A 15,764-nucleotide genomic window follows, 5' to 3' on the forward strand; every position below is an offset into this window, starting at 1 on the left:
TTGTACTGATTCATTCGCGGCAACCGCCTCATGCGGCTTCGGTCAGTGCCAGCCGCGAGGAGATCGAGCGCACTGTCACCGCGCGCCGGCGACGAGCGCGGCAGCAGCGAAGCCAACAGCCAACGCCGCCCACTCCTTGCGCGTCACGATCATCACGGTCAGCGAAGCCGTGCAGCCGACGATGCTCGCCAGCCCACCTTCGAGGCAGGCTGCTGCCACGAAGGCAACGAAGAGATTCCCGGGGGCCAGTTGGAAGAACCTTGCCAATGCACTGCCCTCTCGCATCAAACTCCCTGCGAGAAACCCTCCTGACCGCAAGGCATAGCTGACGAGCCCCAGCACACCGATCGCCGCCAGGGTGTGCCACTCAGGCATTGTCGCCGCGCATCATGCTGAAGCTGGTGCCAACAGCGCCGCCGGCCAGCATGGCCCAATTCGGCGAGACCAGGCTGCCGACAAGAAGCGCGCCCGCAGCCGACAGCAGCCAAGGCAGAACAGAACGCGCGCCACGCCACTGGGTCGGCAGCAGGGTCACGATGAACGCTGCAGGGAGCAAAGCCGCGGCGACCGAAATCGGGCCACCAGGCGCCAGCGGCAGGCCGTAGCCAAGGGCGGTCCCGCCCATCCAGCCGACAGCCATGGGCACGTTCGCGCCCAAGAGATAGCCGATATCAGCATCATTGCTTTCTGCGTCCGCTGAAGTCATGAGCCAGGAGGCGTCCGCCAGCAGAAACAGGATTGGCAGCGTGATGCGCTTTCTGAGTTTGCCGAAGATCTGGTAGAGGTGAGCGCCCATGACGAGATACCGCGCATTTGTCGCGATACAGGCTACGGCCATCGGGATGATCGGCGGGACCGGGGCCCATAGGCCGAGAGTGACGGCCTGCGCCGTGGCAGAGTAGACGACGACGCTAAACAGCACTGAAGGCACGAAGCCAAGCCCGACACCGCGATAGGCGACACCCATGACCACGCCAGCCACGCCATTGCTCAGCAGAAACGGAAGCGCCGCGAGCAGACCGCGCCGAACCCCCGCGCGTGAGCAGATGGCCTTGGCCGACGACGCCGGTTGCGTTGTAATGGTCATGACCGTTATATAGGCCCGGCAGGCTCAACTATGTCAAGAGATCCCCAGCGCGCAGCGACGCAATTTTTCGGCGGACGAGTCTGTCTCGATTTCGCCAATACGTTGGATTGGCGGACATCTGCTGATCCGCAGGAGCTGATCCCCGACTACGCCGCCTTTCTCGGCTGGTGCGGCCGCCGGAGAACCTTGTCACCTCAGGCGATCACGGCGCTCGAACTCATCGCCCGGAAGAAGCCGGATGCCGCCGCCGCCGCGCAAGCCGAGCTGCTGTCGCTGCGTGCAGAGATCTGGAGCATCTGCGATGCGCTCCGCCGTAGCGAGCGAACCGACCTGGCAGTCGTCAATGCGCTGCTCGCACAAGCCCCGCCACAGCCGCCTCTCGTTCGCACCGGCGGCTCGTATCTGCACAACCTTTCGGGCAAGACTCTCTCCGAACCGCTCTGGCCCATCCTGTGGTCCCTGACGGCGGTTCTAACCTCGGCCGATGCCTCGCGCATCGGCTGCTGCCAGGCCAACGGTTGCGGCTGGTTCTATGTCGACGAAAGCCCAAACCGAACCCGGCTGTGGTGTTCAAGCGAAGTCTGCGGAAATCGCGAGCGGGCACGACGGGCGTATGCCAAGCGCAGAAAGAAAGTCGCCGGCAAGGGAGGCTGAGTCCTTGAGGGGAATTGGCCACCACGAAATTCGGGACAGTGCACTAAAAGCCCACGCATCACTGCCGTGGGCCCGCCTGACAGAAAGCGTGAATTCAACGCACCATCACCGAAATCGGAAGAGCAAGGGTGGGTTCGCCGTAGCGACCACTATTCTTCGGCCGGCCAGCACCGGTGCGCTGACCTCCGCGCTTCAAAGATTGAGATATCTGCATGCTCGAAATGGTGCGCCGACGTCAGCCATGCGTCAAACGAAACCAGTAAGCAGCGAGGAAGACGAAAAAGCCGACCGCAATGATGATGGCGGCAATGATGCCCAGGGCGCCTTTAGCGCTGAGACTCAGGTTGCGGTATTTGATTTGAAGCTCGGGCAGGTCTGACATGAACACAGCTCTCCATTGAAGTTGGATCAGCTGTATCCTCAGCTCCCTTTGCCCTTTCGGACTAAGATTCATAAGACCTAAAATTTCGAGGCTCGCAACGAGATTGATTCACACTTGGGCATCAAAAAATTTGATTTTCCAAGGGGTGTTAACAGCATTGAGACTAAGTGTTGGAATCACTGTGATTTTTCGAGTCTCGTTTCACAGGGTAACCCCACCCAGAAGGCTTTTACAAAACTGGGGACAAGTCCAGTCGAACGCATAACCAGCCATCTGCTCTACTTACGCGACCACCCATTAAACTAATGCCGATCGCTATCTGCGGGGCCACAGCAGGTAGATTAGGATGGCCCCCTCTATGAAGACCAACCAGAGCAGCCCTCGCAGGATCGACTGCACCTCCTTCAGAGCTGCAAGGGTCTGCTTTTGGATGCTCTGGGAGGTGTCGTGGATGTCGCGTAGCCGGGACTCGATGAACCGCAGCCCTTAAGCTGGTGCCACAGCGACCTGCCCACGTCGCCGACAGGTGCTTGCTCTTGCTGCATCAGGGCGTCGAGTGCTTCCCAGTCGAGCCTCTCCATGAGGTCGTGGAGCTTCTCCTGATGCTCGTCCATGAAACGCGCCATGTGCGAAGACGGCCTACATAGTCCATGAGGCGAGATCTAATGGCCCTCCGCAAGTGAGACACGATAATTACAGTGGCGGGACGCCGTGCAAGCTTTTTTGTCATCTCAACCGGGAGTATAACCCGGCTTTTGGAGATTGAAAATGAGTTGGCCTCGTACCGTGTTGCGCCCTTTGACAGCGTCCACGCACTCGGTGTTGTTAGCATCAACTACGCCAGATTCGAATTAACGCACGTGTGGATGTTAGCAGCCGTCGGCAACATGAAGGAGCGCCAAGCTGCGGTGATATCAGCGCGCACCAACCCGAGCGATCGCGTCAAGCTCATCGAAACGTTCATAACTCATGCGGAATGGTCTGATGAGGCGCTAGCGGCCATCAAGCACTACCTCAAGGCGATGGGCATATTGACGACGAACAGGAATGTTTTGGTTCACTCGAACATGGTCGAGGCATGGAAGGATCAGACGGCGATCTATTCAATATCCAGGAAGGGAACGACCAACATAATTCGATCCTCGCTAGAGGAAATAAGACAGGTGGCTGATGACCTAAACGAGTACTTTGATTTCGGCCACATGCTATCGAATTATATAGCGTCCGAAGTCCACCGTGCCGCTTTGGAGGCCGGAATGATGGTCGTCTCCAAAGTCCCGCCCTTACCGCCGATGCCCTTCACATTGATCCTAGCCAGCGTTCAAAGGCGTAGGCCAGAAACCCTGTTTTGAACGTGGTAAAGGTGGTATTGGCGCTCTAGATTTCTGGATGACCTATGCCTTTTTTCCTCGACCAAGAACCCGTCAGTGAAACGCTGTTCAGCGACCGATCCCTGTCAGCACTCATCGACATGCAAAACGGCCGCGCTGAGAACGTCGTCGCGGAATACGGCAGCGATGCCTTGCTGTCGACACCGACCGAGGACATCGTCGAGCAGGCCTACGACGTTTGCCATCTCGAAGTCCCTGTCCTGCTGGAAGACAAGACCTATCAGGCCGACCCACGTGAGGTGACGCGGCAGGTCCGGGATTATGGCCAAATGGTCGGCGTCCAGGGCTTTCAGTATAGGATTACAGTCCCATTCGAAGGGCACCTTGGGCTGTTCCGGCATTCCTCCTCGCTGTCAATCGGCGACTCGCCGCGGGCGAAGGCCAACGAAGATGGAATCACCCTCACGGCCTCGGGCTACAACCTCACCAAGGACGAGCTGCAGGCTCACTTCAAAAAGGTCATTGACGCCATCAAATTGAGGCTGAGCGGCCAGGAGAAGGTCGTAAAGCCGTTCAACGAGGCGCTGAGGCCCAAGGTCCGCAATCTCGTGGAGGAGCGCAAGAAGGGCATTTTGGCGGCCCGGAATATCGCCGAGTCCCTAGGCTATCCGATGGTGCGCGCCGGTCACGTCCCCATGACCCATGTCCCTGCTCAAATGCGGCGCCGGATCAGACCGTCGCTTCCTCCCCAGACCTCGACCTACACCCCCGAGCCCGCCCTTGAAGAGGCGGAGTACCAGCACATCCTCAAGATCATCGACGACATGTCGGTGATGATGGAGCGCAGCCCCACGGCGTTCGAGCGCTTGGAGGAAGAGCACCTCAGGGATTTTTATCTTGTCGTCCTCAATGGCCATTACGAGGGCCGCGCGACGGGCGAGACCTTCAACGCCAGCGGCAAGACGGACATCCTGATCCGGGAAAACAACCGCAATGTATTCATCGCTGAATGCAAGTACTGGCATGGCCCCCAAACGCTAACGGACGCCCTCGACCAGCTCCTCGGTTATCTAACCTGGCGCGACACCAAAGCCGCGCTAATCATGTTCAACCGCAACAAGAACTTCACCGCCATGGTCAAGAAGATGGTGGAGACCTCGAGCGAGCATCCGAGTTGCAAACGCGATCCGGTTCAGGAAACGGAGACCCGGTACCGTTACGTCTTCGCCAGCAAGGACGATCCCGCGCGGCAGATCATTTTGACTGTCATGGCGGTGAACGTCCCCAACCCGAGTGATGAATGACCTGGGTCCCGATATTCTTGATGCCCAATCTCCGCGTCGGCCATGAGCTGATCGCCAACGAGATGGCCATCGTCCCTGTAGACGATGAACGCATCACTGAATATGCAAAGCAGTTCCCGGATTTCCGCCGCTTCGTCCGCAAGTTCACCGATCCGTTCGGGAGACGCATCGCGCCAGGCATTCTGCTGCTCAACACAAACGCACCACCTACGTTCCGAACAATCGAGGCGGTATCCAGTTTCCGCGACCTTCTCACCCTCTCTGTCGTACCCCTGCAGAGGGCCCGGGGGATAATCCACGGTCACTCCCATCACATCCAGTATTCGGACTATTTCGACTTTTATCCGTGGACCTTCAACGACCAGAATGGGCATCTCGTTTGCAACACACCGGGTCTCGTCGGCTTACACGAGGTCAGCGCCTTCAAGGGACAGTCTTCGCCAATCCTTTCGGCCCTCGATTTCAACCGCATTGACGTCGATGCCCCGCTCCTAAAAGCTCTCATGGCGCGATGGTGTATCCGCTATTCGACCCTAAAGCCCGAGTGGGCCGACCGCGCTCTCTTCCGATCCCTCAACATGGCCATGGCTGCGTCAAAGATGCCGGCCGGCGCTGACGTGACCAACTTCGACTTGGGGCGCAACTTGGGCCTCTGGGTGAGCGCCTTCGAGATCTTGACCCATACCGGCCAGGAGAAGCTTCGGTTAGCCCACGTCTACGACAAGGTCGGCGGAGCACCTTGGCGGAGTAAGAAGACCAAACGGAAGGTGTTCAGCCCTCATCATTCACAGGTGAAGCGCAATCTCGGGTGCTGGATCTACGGCGAAATTTACCGCGTCCGAAACCACTTCATTCACGGGGAGCCGGTTGCCGCGAATAGTCTCATCGTCAAGCGGTCCCGGCGAAACCTGTTCTCCTACGCGCCCATGCTTTACCGCATGTTGCTTACAGGGTTCTTGAACCTGCCAGAGCCTTCGAGCATTCAGGGAACGGAATGGTCGCGAGAGCGGTTCGACTTGACCGCAAATCAAGGCGACATCGAGGACGCTCTCCTAACCGTACTGGTCACTGAGGCTGAGTACCGCGCCCACCGGGAGGCGAAGATGGCCCGCGTTCGGATGCGGTCGCGGCAGGCCACGCCGCCACAGACACAGCCTAGCTGAGTACCCGTGATGCCAGCCGCAGGCGCCGAGCGCTGCCCAGCCCACCGCAAGCAGCATTAGATCTGTCCATACGCAATCACGCTGTTGTTGCTTACTCATGGTCGTTGGCCTGGCTGCAGGCAGCCTTCATCTCCGATCACGATGACAGTGCACTAAATCTGCCCGCCATCGCCACCCTGCAGGCTTTGGGCCGATGAAGACGGATAAGCATCAGGCATTTGGTACACCGTCATCGTAGTTCGACGGCCCTCAACGGGCGGATTCGCTGTCGCCGCCCGTATAATTCTGGACCACCCCGGACAACGTCTTGGCAGAACGCACTGCTATACTTCACCCTTTGACGGTCAGGCTGAGTCTTGTCGAACTTCCTGAGGAAATCCATCAATGCAGATCATCGTCGGGCTACTAGTCCTAATTCTTGCGTGCGTACTCGCCCTAGTATCCCGTCGTCCCACCGGCGCTGCATGGTCGACATTTTGCTCATTGAGGTTCGCCCAATCACGGTGGAAGAAGCGTGTCGCAGTAGGCGTTTCTAAATCCGTGGCTGCTGTGAGCATCATCGCAAGCGGATACGCTTACATATACTCGCTCGCCAATGAGGCCTATCAAAGAGGTGAGACCAATGCATCACTCCGCCTTACCAGCTTTGTTACCCTGGTTGGCGGGCAGCGGCCGGCGTTCGTAGCAGCCGTAAATGATTTTGCCACCGTCCAGAACGCTCCTAGCTATGAGGCGCCTTCTTTTTGGCGCGTGGGAAGTTGGTATCAATCGCACCGCCTAAACCGGCTGCTTCTTTCGAATTGGGCGATCTCATTCTTCGCGCAATGTGAACCTGCCACCTGTGGGCACGACAAATTCCGAGTTGATCTCAGAGAGTCTCGATTAACGGCAGCGGATCTGATGCTTGTTAATCTCGACGATGCGGATTTAGGCTACGCAAGCGCTGCAGAAGTTCAATTTGTTGCTGCATCGCTTCGGAATTCGAGGTTGAGATCAGCGCGTCTCTCCAACGCGTCAATTGGAGGTGCAGATTTTACTGGCGCAAAGATGCGGACCTGCGCGGAGTTAGGGCCAATGTTTTCTCGGAAGATGAGAACTCAACTCAATTTGTCGATGCGGACCTTCGCGGCGTAGATGCGACCGATGCAAACTTTGACACTACGGTCTTTGACAATGCGAATTTGGGGCGATTTGACTGTTATGCGGTACAACGCGCTCGAGGTCGCGCATCCAACGACGACAGCGTTGGCGAACTACGGACGCTTATGTCAGGTAGATCAAGCAAATTTATGAATGTCAGCGCAACGTTTGCAAAATTCCGTGGCGCCAATCTGAATGATATCGATTTTCAGAATGCAAATTTGTTCGGCGCGGATTTTTCTGGGGCAAACCTCGCTAATGCTAATCTATCCGGAGCGAATCTGAACGCGGCCAAATACAACGCAGGAACGATTTGGCCAAAAGGGTTTAATCCAGTTGAAGCGGGAGCAACGCTCCAATAGCGCCTACCCCCTGCCCCTCGCCCCACTTTCCTGCTATCTCTCCCCCGCCGATCCGGCCCAAAGCAAAACCCTCCGTCCACCAAGGGAGCAAGAAACATGCGTTATCTCCACACCATGCTGCGCGTGCGCAATCTCGATGTCGCGCTGAAGTTCTACCAGGATGCCTTGGGGCTGAAGGAGGTGCGGCGGATCGAGAACGACAAGGGGCGCTTCACGCTGGTGTTCCTGTGCTCGTCGGACGATCTCGAGGCGCTGAAGAAGCAGCCGCCGACGCGCGGCGCGCCGCTGGTCGAGCTCACCTATAATTGGGACGAGGAGAAATACGGCGAGGACCGCTTCTTCGGCCATCTCGCCTATGAGGTCGACGACATCTACGCCACTTGCGAGAAGCTGCAGAAGGCCGGCGTCACCATCAACCGGCCGCCGCGCGACGGCAACATGGCCTTCGTCCGCTCGCCCGATCTGCACTCGATCGAGCTGTTGCAGAAGGGCGAGCCGAAGCCGCCGCAGGAGCCGTGGGCCTCGATGCCCAACACCGGCCATTGGTAACGGCCGCGCCACAGGAACAAGGCCGCCTCGCCCGTGTTGTCCCTCCGACAAATGCTGATGGAGGAGAACGCGATGGGACGCGGAATTTTGCTGTGGCTGCTGGGTGTGCCGATCCCGGTGATCATTCTGTTGTGGCTGTTCTTCGGCCACTGATATCAGCGCAAACGCATCTTGCTGATGTCGCGCTGGTTGCTCTGCAATGAAAGCTCCGCTCCTCGAAGCGGAGCTTTTTGCATGAGAGGGGCGCGGCAAGGCGCATGCCTGCTTGCAGCGATTTCCGCTATCACCCACGGCCAATCAACGTCGCGGGAGACGCTCGATGCCGGACACACAGCTGACGATCTGGGGCCGCGCCAATTCGGTCAACGTGCAGAAGGTGCTGTGGTGCCTCGCCGAGCTCAGCCTGCCCTATCAGCGCATCGACGCCGGCATGCAATACGGCAAGACGCGCGAGGCCGACTATCTCGCGATGAACCCCAATGCGCGGATCCCGACGCTGGTCGAGGGCGACTTCAGCTTGTGGGAATCCAATTCGATCATGCGCTATCTGTGCCTTGCGCACGGACGCGGCACGCCGATCTACCCGGAGGCCCCGAAGCTGCGCGCCGGCGTCGACCGCTGGCTCGACTGGACGCTCTCGACGGTGCAGCCGGTCGACCGCCCGGTGTTCTGGGGCATCGTGCGCACCGCGCCCGCCGAGCGCGACATGATCAAGGTGCAGCAGGATGCCGACGCCGCCGCCGAGGTCTGGGCGATCGCCGACCGCCTGTTGTCCACCCGACCGTTCATGGAGGGCGATGCGTTCACCCTCGCCGATATCGCCGTCGGCGCCTATGCGCGGCGCTGGCTCGGTGTCGAGGGCATCACCCGGCCGGCGCAGCCGAACCTGACGCGCTGGCTCGCCGAGCTCGGCAAGCGGCCCGGATTTGCCCAGCACGTGGCGCCGCCGATGTCGTGAACCGCTGACGCGCATTAAGGTGCGGTGGGAGCGTGCGGAATCGCTCTGGCCGCGCAAATCGGCCGCACCCGGCTTCTACTGTGCATGGGGTTGTTTTCGCGTTTTTGGGATCAGACCCTGTCTCAGCGCCGGATCGCCGTGTCGGCGCTGATCGAGCCGCCGATCTTCACGCAGGTCCCGGTGGCCTCGACCATGGTGAAGCCCCGGCCATAGGAGGCGCAGCTGTTCGCCTTCGCAGACCCCGAGCCGGCGCCCTTGAGCGGCAGCGTCTTGCCGGACTGCGCTTGGGCGGTCGGTGGCAGCCGCAAGGTCTCGGCTCCGGCCGCGGCGGTCAGTGCGAGAGAGATCAGGGCGAGGATGGCAAGGCGCATGCCCGCCTTGTAGCCCGGACCGGCAGAAGGCGCCATCCGGACGGCCTGGACCTTAGAGGAACCGGACGCCGGCCGATTTGCCGCGGCGCCAGATCACCTGGCAGCTCCGCCCGGTCCGCGCGTCCCGCGCAAAGGCCATCCGGATCACGCCCGGAAGCTGGCTCGCATCCTCGTCCATGGTGATCCGGGCGCCCGAGTCCGAGATGTCCTGGACCAGGCAATGCCGCGCCGCGAATCCGCCGTCGAGCGTGATCCAGGCGTGCTGCGACAGCAATTTGCGGGCTGCGCGCTTCTTGGGCGGTGGCATCGGCGAAAAATCTCCCGCGCCAGCGCTAGCCCAGGGAACCCTAAGAAACGGTTGAAATCACGGCCCGAATAGTCCCGGGGGCAGGCTATCCACCGTCGCGCAAAGAGCGTTCCGGAACGGCTTGCCCAAGGGGCCAAAGGCCACTATACGTTCGCCCGCTGCAAGCCGCCGGCACGACTCGGACGGCCAGCGGGCCTGTCGCCACGTGCTATCAGGCCCGGCGTTTGCTCCCTTCGTCTATCGGTTAGGACGCCACCCTTTCACGGTGGAGAGAGCGGTTCGATTCCGCTAGGGAGCGCCACGCAGTCCCGTCACCGTTCCCCCAGGAAGCTGCCCTGCACCTTCGCGCAGGCGAGCCCGACCGTGTAGACGTGGATCCCCTCGATCACGCAATGGTCCGGATTGAGCGCCAGCAGCCCGATTGCATTTTCGGCGTCGAGCGCCACCGCCGAGCGGACAACGATGCAGGGATAGTCCGCAGCGAGCTTCGCGTAGGTGTAAGGACGAAAGTTGTTCTTCAACACGTGCGTATAGGTGTTGTGGTCCAGCAGCGGCACCGTGAAGGCGCGGGCATAGGCCACGGAAAACCTTTCCCGCATCGCCCGGTCGCCCCAGAGCTGCAGCGTCATGTCCCAGCCGTGGTTCATGTCGTTCTCCGGCGCGCGCACGAACATGCCGGAGACATTGGCGCAGGCCGGACCGGCCGCGACCACGGCCTTCGAGAGCCTCGCGCCGATCGCGTTCAAGGCAGACGACTGCAACGCCGTAGCGCGGGCGTCGATCAGGGTCACCGCGCCCGTGACTGCGCACAGGCTGCCCGCAACGAGGTTCAGCGCCGCCGGGGAAGCCATCGGAGCCAGCCGCCTGAGCTGCACCACGACCAGGACCAGCACGCCCCCGGTCTGGACCCACGGCACCAGCATGTAGTGAAGCGCATAATGTTTCGACGTCGCCACGAGGTACGCGGCATAGATCAGGACGGCGGCCCCGAGCGTCAGGCTGACCGGATCGCGCCAGCTCCTGCTTTTGACGCACCAGGCCAGCGTAGTGCCCGCCGCTGCGACGTATACGCCGAGCACGAGCGGCGCCGAAACGGCAAGCTCGCGCATGTTCGACCAGAACATTCCGAAATCGATGAAACCCGCCTCGCCTTCGCCGTAATGGCCCTTGTGGGTGGCGATCTGTACAAGCCACCCGAACCCGCGTGTAATCGTTCCTGGATTGAAGATCAGGTTGAAGCCAACAAAGCCGATCGCCCCGGTGATCATGGCGGCAGCGAAAGCCCGCCTGTTTCTCAGCAGGCACACGGCGAACAGCGCCTGCGGCAGATAGAGATATTTAGTCGAGAACCCGAGCGCGAAGGTCAATCCGGACACGACACCGAGGCCGGTCGTCGGCGGATTGGTATCGAGCGCAGCCTTGATCACGATCGCCATCCCGAATAGCGCGATGGCGGCCATCAGGCTTTCCGGCGCAAGCACCGTCTGGAAATGAAACGTATCGGGGTGCACGAACGCGCCGGCCTGAAACAGCATCGCGGCGATCGCGCCCTGTGTTGTTCTCTCGACCATGAGCCCGCCCGCAAGCAACGCGCCGGCAAGCACCAGCGCCTCGCTGGTGCGCGCCACCCACGTGATTGCGTCGTAGTGTCGGAGCCCGAACGCAACGATATCGTCGGCCCGGGCGATCAGGCTCCAGCTCCTGACGATCAATTCGACGAGCAGCGTCGTCGTCGTTCCCGGGTGATCGAACTTCAGCGAGCCGTATCCGGCCGCCGCCGCCAGCCCGTTCATGGTGTAGGCCGATTCCGGATCGACCTGGACACCCCACACTGCCTGCCAGTCGGAATAGAGCAGCGTCGCCGCCAGATACAGCGACGGCACGATGAGGACGAGTAGCGTTCTCACCCACCGTTTGGTGCGCACGTCGGCGAAATAGGAAGCGTGTGAGATCATTGTCGTACCGTGGCTTCCGCTTCTCTAGATCGCCTTGATCTTGAGGAAGGCAAAAGCCACCATCTTCAGCAGCATCCAGCCATGGCGAAACCTGGAGATCTGGGTCTCACCGTACGTGCGCGCAGCGTAACGGATCGGGAGATCCACGGATTTCAGATTGAGCTTCGATGCGCCGAAGATCAGGTCGAAATCGCCGAACGGATCGAAATCCCCGAAATAGGCCTTACCGGTCTTCAGGCGCTGATAGTCGCTGCGGCGCAGGACCTTGGTGCCGCATAGCGTATCGGTGTAGCGCTGATTGAGCAGCCAGGAGAACAGATAGGAAAAGGTCTTGTTGGCGAGCAGGTTGAGGAAACGCATCGCGCCGTCGTCCATGGGATAGACCAGACGCGATCCATTGACGAACTCGCCCTTGCCCGACAGCAGCGCTTCGGCGAATTTCGGAAGCTGCTCCGGCGGCATCGTCAGGTCGGCATCGAGAATCATCAGCACGTCACCACGGGCTGCGTCGAAAGCGGTGAAGACGGCATCGGCTTTGCCCTTGCCGGGCTGGCGCATCACCTTGATGTCCTTGGACGGGTACGCCTGCTTGACCCGCTCCATCTCCTCGAAGGTCCCGTCCCGGCTATGGCCCTCGATGAAGATGATCTCGATATCGCTGCAAAAGTCGGGGATGCGCTGGACCGCAGGCTCGATATTGCCGCGCTCGTTGCGCGCCGGGATGACGACTGTGGCCGAAGCGAATTCTTCGCTCGCTTTGCGGTTGGAGCGCGCCACCAGATAGTGCCGAAGCGCCAGCTGGCGGATTCCCGGCAGCACGCTGACGAAACGATTGAGGAAGCGCCCGAACCCGAACATCCGCACCGGCGAGAGCACACGCTGCTCCGACTTCACCGGATCGAAATCCGCAAGTCGGGCGAGACCGCGCAAGTCGGACGGCGACAGCACGTTCTGATCCGGCTGAGACATCCGCAAACCGACAAGCTCGGCGAATTTCAACAAGGGATACCAGAGATGCGAGAAATAACCGATCACCAGCCGCGTATCCCGCGTGCAGAGCGGATGCAGCAGGGCGATGAACCTCTGACAATCCTCCAACGAACCGATCGTATCGAGGACGAGGATATAGTCGAACGGACCCTGCAGCGCATCGAGCGTTAGGGGATCCTCGGCATCGCCTTCGACGAAAGTGAGATCGGGGTGGCGCTGGCGCGCGATCGCGATCTGCTTGCCACAAAAATCGACCCCGACGCCCTGCGACGGCGCGAGGCTTGCGAGCGTATCGCCAATGCCGCATCCGATGTCGAGGACGCGACTTCCCGGTGGGATCAGAAACCGGAGATAGCGTTCATCCTCGTCATGGAAAAAACTGTTCTTCTCGCGCCATGACGCGCGATCCGCGGCGATCCGGTCAGCGTGATCGAGAATGCCTGCTTTCCGCGGAGACAGGCAGCCGGACATGACGGTCATGTCCATGGCAACACGCAGGCCTCGCCGAGCCTGCTCGAACTGAAATCAATCAAAAAATCGAACGCGGCGGCGCAAGACGCCGCAGCCAAGACAACAGACATCAACATGGTCCCCCAGACCCCGCGGTACTCAAGCGCAACTGGGCAGCGAGATCAACAGGGGACCGTCGAAGGGGTACCGGATACGCCGGGTGCGATCTGGCCAGGCCGCAACTGCTGAAGCGGGCGCAATGACCTGGCTCTACGCGCCTAGTAACCGGGACGTTTTGTCGCCGCCCCCCGGGACCCCTATCGTTCGCTCCATTAACCGGAAATTTACCCCCGCTCCTGAGCGCCGATATCATTTGCTTAGAATTTGACCGCTACCGTGAAACTACGGAAACAATCAGAACCACGAATTGGCGCTTAATGTCGGTCGCAGAGTTCCTCAGGCAGCGTGCAGTGGACGTAAGCGTGAGCGGCAGCTATTCGCTGCATCGCTGGTACGATTGCGAGGGCAAGCTGCGAAATTTCGCGTGCCGCACCAAGCGCGTTTCGCCGTTCCGCATGATCGTGGACGTACCGGTCGTCGGCAAAATCGGCGAGCGCGTGACCTCCTATTTCCAGGATTTCGGCGAATTCCAATGCACCATCAGTGCGACACTAAAGTCGGGCTTCCTGATGGAGCTCGAAATGACGCGCGCGCGTCGCGCCTGGATGTCGGAAAAGCTGACCTGGCTCGAAAAAAAGCAGAAGGACGACAGCGTCCGGGAGCTGCGACGCGACTCGCGCTTCGTCCCACAAGCCTCGCACAGCGTCCTGACACTCGCCGACGGCAGCAGCTATTCCTGCTTCATCATTGACGTCTCCACGGCCGGCGTCGCGATCTCCTGCGAATACGATCCGCCGATCGGAACGGCGCTGGCGGTCGGGGCCTGCGTCGGGCGCGTCATCCGCAAATTCGACAATGGCTTTGCGGTCAAATTCGCCGAAAAGCAGCAGCGCGAAGACCTTGTCCGCCTGATCGTGCGCCAGCCCTTGCTGCAGTCCGCCTAAGCCCCTCCCAACGCTGCCCTACCGCCGCCCCATTGCGGGATCAGCCTTGAAGCACGTCCGCGCCACCGGCGGGCGCCATCGCTGACTTGCGATCGGGGGACCGAATGGCAGTCAACAAAATCACTTGGGACAGGGTCGGCCGGGTCACCGAGCCCGGGCGCTACATGTACACGTTCGGCTGGCTCACCATCACAGCCGGCGATCTCGAAATCTGGAAGCAATACCCGCAGGCGGCGTTCACATTGGTCGCGCAACATGATGCCCCCGATGAATTGATCGGCGAGGAATTCCGTCTCGGCGCCTTCGATGTTGCGCCCGACGCACCGTCGCCCCTCACCGCCCACTAAATCGAAGAAGCCTGCGTATTTCGTTGATCCGACTTGGCAATCGCCGTCTGCAGGCACGGCGGCGATCGCTACCATGGATAGCGAAGAGGCTCTGCCATACGATTGATTGTGCTTGCATTCTGCCCCAACGGCCGGGATTGATGAACGCGAGCTGTCGCGCTTGTTAAGCGAGGGGACAGCGAGTGCATGACACATGGTCGCATCGGTGGACGTAGATAACCGGACCAAGGGAACCTATTTTCGGCGCCGATGTACCTGATTGAAGCATTGCCCACCGTCATCGGAACGGCCGCCATCGCCCCGGCACTATTGATGCTGTGGCTCGTCATTGCCGCCGAAGAACGCCCTGGTCCACCGGCCCAGGTCTGGACTGCCTTCCTGCTTGGCGCGGCCACCATCTCACTGCTGGGCCTTGCCCGGGCCCCTTTCGCCAAGATGGTGGCAGCGCCCGACAATCCCTGGACGGCGCTCGCCATGCATTCCGTCTTCGGCGTCGCGCTGCCCGAGGAGGCCGTGAAGGTCATCGCGATCGTGCTGGTCTCCTCGACCAAGCGGCGGACCTTCGCCAACCCGATGGACACCGTGGTCTATGGCGCTGCCGTCGGCCTGGGCTTTGCGGCTTACGAAAACCTCGCTTATCTGGTGCAGCACGCCGAGATGTGGCGGTCGCTGGCGGCACTGCGCAGCGTGCTCACCGTCCCGTTCCACGGCGCGCTCGGCATCATCGCTGGAGCCTATCTGACGATTGCGCGCGCCGGCACGGCGCTGGGTGCGAACCGCCATCACCGCGACTGGGCCCGCCTCTCCAGCCGGCTGCTGATCTTCGCGGGCCCACTGGCGCTGCATTCGGCCTTCGACTTCCCGCTGCTCGCCCTGCAAAAGATGCCGGATCTCGATCCGACGCTGCGGATGTGGCTGGGCGGCGCTAGCCTGCTGATCGGCTTCAGCTCGATCGCCTTTGCCATCCGCCTGGTGCGCCGCGTCGCGCGTCACCACGCGCCGCGGACCGATATCGCGCGGGAAAGGCTTAGCCAATTGCGGCGAATGTGGGCGTTGCTGCTCGCCGGCGGCGGCATCGGCTTCCTTGGTCTCGCCTTCGTGCTGACCTCGATCCACCACTGGCTCATCAACCCCGAGCGCAATTTGACGCTGGCATTGATCCCGATAGGCTTCGTCTCGATCCTGCTCGGCCTTGCGCTCCTGGTCGTCACGACCGCGATCTACATTCTCGGCCGCAATCGCATCCGCACCACTGGGGAAGGATTTTCGTCAGCGCACGGCAGCGGTTGATCCACGGCATGGCAACCGCAGTGTGCGCACGCTAGATTGAACGCACACATTTCGATCCGG

General features: G+C 60.8%; 19 protein-coding genes and 1 tRNA gene. 12 read left to right on the top strand and 8 right to left on the bottom strand.

Annotation, left to right across the window (positions count from 1 at the left end):
- Positions 1–75: 75 nt before the first annotated feature.
- Both BM374_RS30785 and BM374_RS30790 read right to left on the bottom strand, forming a co-directional pair.
- On the bottom strand, positions 76–375 hold the full coding sequence (locus BM374_RS30785; protein ID WP_092301429.1) for an AzlD domain-containing protein: 300 nt from the start codon (positions 373–375) through the stop codon (positions 76–78).
- On the bottom strand, positions 368–1,087 hold the full coding sequence (locus tag BM374_RS30790; RefSeq protein ID WP_092301433.1) for an AzlC family ABC transporter permease: 720 nt from the start codon (positions 1,085–1,087) through the stop codon (positions 368–370). The genes BM374_RS30785 and BM374_RS30790 overlap by 8 nt, the downstream gene beginning before the upstream one ends.
- Before the next feature lie 30 nt (positions 1,088–1,117).
- Here BM374_RS30790 and BM374_RS30795 point away from each other — a divergent pair, with 30 nt between their 5' ends.
- Positions 1,118–1,741: a CGNR zinc finger domain-containing protein gene (locus tag BM374_RS30795; protein ID WP_092301436.1), complete on the top strand. Its 624-nt coding sequence runs from the start codon at positions 1,118–1,120 to the stop codon at positions 1,739–1,741.
- A gap of 235 nt (positions 1,742–1,976) precedes the next feature.
- Here the strand turns inward: BM374_RS30795 and BM374_RS38880 are convergent, their stop codons facing one another.
- Both BM374_RS38880 and BM374_RS30805 read right to left on the bottom strand, forming a co-directional pair.
- Positions 1,977–2,123 carry a hypothetical protein gene (locus tag BM374_RS38880; RefSeq protein WP_177248656.1) on the bottom strand — a complete coding sequence of 49 codons (147 nt, stop codon included), beginning with the start codon at positions 2,121–2,123 and terminating at the stop codon, positions 1,977–1,979.
- A 404-nt stretch (positions 2,124–2,527) separates the two neighbouring features.
- Positions 2,528–2,737, bottom strand: a complete 210-nt coding sequence (locus tag BM374_RS30805) for a hypothetical protein (RefSeq protein WP_143270284.1) — start codon at positions 2,735–2,737, stop codon at positions 2,528–2,530.
- Between the two features lie 84 nt (positions 2,738–2,821).
- Here BM374_RS30805 and BM374_RS30810 point away from each other — a divergent pair, with 84 nt between their 5' ends.
- The 7 genes from BM374_RS30810 to BM374_RS30840 all read left to right on the top strand — a co-directional run bounded on the left by BM374_RS30810 (position 2,822) and on the right by BM374_RS30840 (position 8,930).
- Positions 2,822–3,475 carry a hypothetical protein gene (locus tag BM374_RS30810; protein ID WP_143270285.1) on the top strand — a complete coding sequence of 218 codons (654 nt, stop codon included), beginning with the start codon at positions 2,822–2,824 and terminating at the stop codon, positions 3,473–3,475.
- 44 nt (positions 3,476–3,519) lie between these two features.
- Positions 3,520–4,758, top strand: coding sequence for a hypothetical protein (locus BM374_RS30815; protein ID WP_092301448.1), 1,239 nt, complete (start codon positions 3,520–3,522; stop codon positions 4,756–4,758).
- Positions 4,755–5,921 (top strand): hypothetical protein, encoded by a 1,167-nt coding sequence (locus tag BM374_RS30820; RefSeq protein ID WP_092301451.1) that lies wholly within the window; start codon positions 4,755–4,757, stop codon positions 5,919–5,921. The genes BM374_RS30815 and BM374_RS30820 overlap by 4 nt, the downstream gene beginning before the upstream one ends.
- Before the next feature lie 384 nt (positions 5,922–6,305).
- On the top strand, positions 6,306–7,055 hold the full coding sequence (locus tag BM374_RS30825; protein WP_092301454.1) for a pentapeptide repeat-containing protein: 750 nt from the start codon (positions 6,306–6,308) through the stop codon (positions 7,053–7,055).
- Positions 6,977–7,423: a pentapeptide repeat-containing protein gene (locus BM374_RS40330; protein WP_502689471.1), complete on the top strand. Its 447-nt coding sequence runs from the start codon at positions 6,977–6,979 to the stop codon at positions 7,421–7,423. The genes BM374_RS30825 and BM374_RS40330 overlap by 79 nt, the downstream gene beginning before the upstream one ends.
- A 96-nt stretch (positions 7,424–7,519) precedes the next feature.
- A complete protein-coding gene (locus BM374_RS30835) occupies positions 7,520–7,972 on the top strand; it encodes a VOC family protein (RefSeq protein ID WP_092301460.1) in 453 nt (150 codons plus the stop codon).
- A 319-nt stretch (positions 7,973–8,291) separates the two neighbouring features.
- Positions 8,292–8,930, top strand: coding sequence for a glutathione S-transferase family protein (locus tag BM374_RS30840; RefSeq protein ID WP_092301463.1), 639 nt, complete (start codon positions 8,292–8,294; stop codon positions 8,928–8,930).
- Between the two features lie 122 nt (positions 8,931–9,052).
- On the opposite strand, the gene BM374_RS30845 is transcribed toward BM374_RS30840, so the two are convergent.
- Both BM374_RS30845 and BM374_RS30850 read right to left on the bottom strand, forming a co-directional pair.
- Entirely contained in the window at positions 9,053–9,301 is a 249-nt protein-coding gene (locus BM374_RS30845; RefSeq protein WP_092301692.1) for a hypothetical protein, read from the bottom strand.
- 52 nt (positions 9,302–9,353) lie between these two features.
- A complete protein-coding gene (locus tag BM374_RS30850; RefSeq protein ID WP_092301468.1) occupies positions 9,354–9,608 on the bottom strand; it encodes a PilZ domain-containing protein in 255 nt (84 codons plus the stop codon).
- 226 nt (positions 9,609–9,834) lie between these two features.
- On the opposite strand from BM374_RS30850, the gene BM374_RS30855 reads away from it, so the two are divergent.
- A tRNA-Glu gene (locus BM374_RS30855) sits at positions 9,835–9,909 on the top strand.
- Between the two features lie 10 nt (positions 9,910–9,919).
- Here BM374_RS30855 and BM374_RS30860 read toward each other — a convergent pair.
- Positions 9,920–11,563, bottom strand: coding sequence for a hypothetical protein (locus tag BM374_RS30860; RefSeq protein WP_092301471.1), 1,644 nt, complete (start codon positions 11,561–11,563; stop codon positions 9,920–9,922).
- Between the two features lie 24 nt (positions 11,564–11,587).
- On the bottom strand, positions 11,588–13,033 hold the full coding sequence (locus BM374_RS30865; protein WP_177248662.1) for a glycosyltransferase: 1,446 nt from the start codon (positions 13,031–13,033) through the stop codon (positions 11,588–11,590).
- A 407-nt stretch (positions 13,034–13,440) separates the two neighbouring features.
- Between BM374_RS30865 and BM374_RS30870 the strand changes: the two genes are divergently transcribed.
- The 3 genes from BM374_RS30870 to BM374_RS30880 all read left to right on the top strand — a co-directional run bounded on the left by BM374_RS30870 (position 13,441) and on the right by BM374_RS30880 (position 15,704).
- Complete coding sequence (locus BM374_RS30870) at positions 13,441–14,067, top strand: PilZ domain-containing protein (RefSeq protein WP_092301476.1); 627 nt, start codon at positions 13,441–13,443, stop codon at positions 14,065–14,067.
- A gap of 104 nt (positions 14,068–14,171) precedes the next feature.
- The gene (locus BM374_RS30875; protein WP_092301479.1) at positions 14,172–14,414 is read left to right on the top strand and encodes a hypothetical protein; all 243 of its coding nucleotides are present in this window, start codon (positions 14,172–14,174) and stop codon (positions 14,412–14,414) included.
- 249 nt (positions 14,415–14,663) lie between these two features.
- Entirely contained in the window at positions 14,664–15,704 is a 1,041-nt protein-coding gene (locus BM374_RS30880; RefSeq protein WP_092301482.1) for a PrsW family glutamic-type intramembrane protease, read from the top strand.
- The last annotated feature ends 60 nt before the right edge of the window (positions 15,705–15,764 follow it).

Origin of the sequence: Bradyrhizobium sp. Ghvi (genome assembly GCF_900115265.1) — a bacterium.
GTDB lineage: Bacteria > Pseudomonadota > Alphaproteobacteria > Rhizobiales > Xanthobacteraceae > Bradyrhizobium.

Coding starts and splice junctions, on each gene's coding strand:
- BM374_RS30865 (WP_177248662.1), bottom strand. CDS start 13,033: ATGACCGTCATGTCCGGCTGCCTGTCTCCGCGGAAAGCAGGCATTCTC.
- BM374_RS30835 (WP_092301460.1), top strand. CDS start 7,520: ATGCGTTATCTCCACACCATGCTGCGCGTGCGCAATCTCGATGTCGCG.
- BM374_RS30845 (WP_092301692.1), bottom strand. CDS start 9,301: ATGCGCCTTGCCATCCTCGCCCTGATCTCTCTCGCACTGACCGCCGCG.
- BM374_RS30820 (WP_092301451.1), top strand. CDS start 4,755: ATGACCTGGGTCCCGATATTCTTGATGCCCAATCTCCGCGTCGGCCAT.
- BM374_RS30795 (WP_092301436.1), top strand. CDS start 1,118: ATGTCAAGAGATCCCCAGCGCGCAGCGACGCAATTTTTCGGCGGACGA.
- BM374_RS30850 (WP_092301468.1), bottom strand. CDS start 9,608: ATGCCACCGCCCAAGAAGCGCGCAGCCCGCAAATTGCTGTCGCAGCAC.
- BM374_RS30860 (WP_092301471.1), bottom strand. CDS start 11,563: ATGATCTCACACGCTTCCTATTTCGCCGACGTGCGCACCAAACGGTGG.
- BM374_RS30825 (WP_092301454.1), top strand. CDS start 6,306: ATGCAGATCATCGTCGGGCTACTAGTCCTAATTCTTGCGTGCGTACTC.
- BM374_RS30840 (WP_092301463.1), top strand. CDS start 8,292: ATGCCGGACACACAGCTGACGATCTGGGGCCGCGCCAATTCGGTCAAC.
- BM374_RS30805 (WP_143270284.1), bottom strand. CDS start 2,737: ATGGACGAGCATCAGGAGAAGCTCCACGACCTCATGGAGAGGCTCGAC.
- BM374_RS38880 (WP_177248656.1), bottom strand. CDS start 2,123: ATGTCAGACCTGCCCGAGCTTCAAATCAAATACCGCAACCTGAGTCTC.
- BM374_RS30875 (WP_092301479.1), top strand. CDS start 14,172: ATGGCAGTCAACAAAATCACTTGGGACAGGGTCGGCCGGGTCACCGAG.
- BM374_RS30790 (WP_092301433.1), bottom strand. CDS start 1,087: ATGACCATTACAACGCAACCGGCGTCGTCGGCCAAGGCCATCTGCTCA.
- BM374_RS30870 (WP_092301476.1), top strand. CDS start 13,441: ATGTCGGTCGCAGAGTTCCTCAGGCAGCGTGCAGTGGACGTAAGCGTG.
- BM374_RS30785 (WP_092301429.1), bottom strand. CDS start 375: ATGCCTGAGTGGCACACCCTGGCGGCGATCGGTGTGCTGGGGCTCGTC.
- BM374_RS30880 (WP_092301482.1), top strand. CDS start 14,664: ATGTACCTGATTGAAGCATTGCCCACCGTCATCGGAACGGCCGCCATC.
- BM374_RS30815 (WP_092301448.1), top strand. CDS start 3,520: ATGCCTTTTTTCCTCGACCAAGAACCCGTCAGTGAAACGCTGTTCAGC.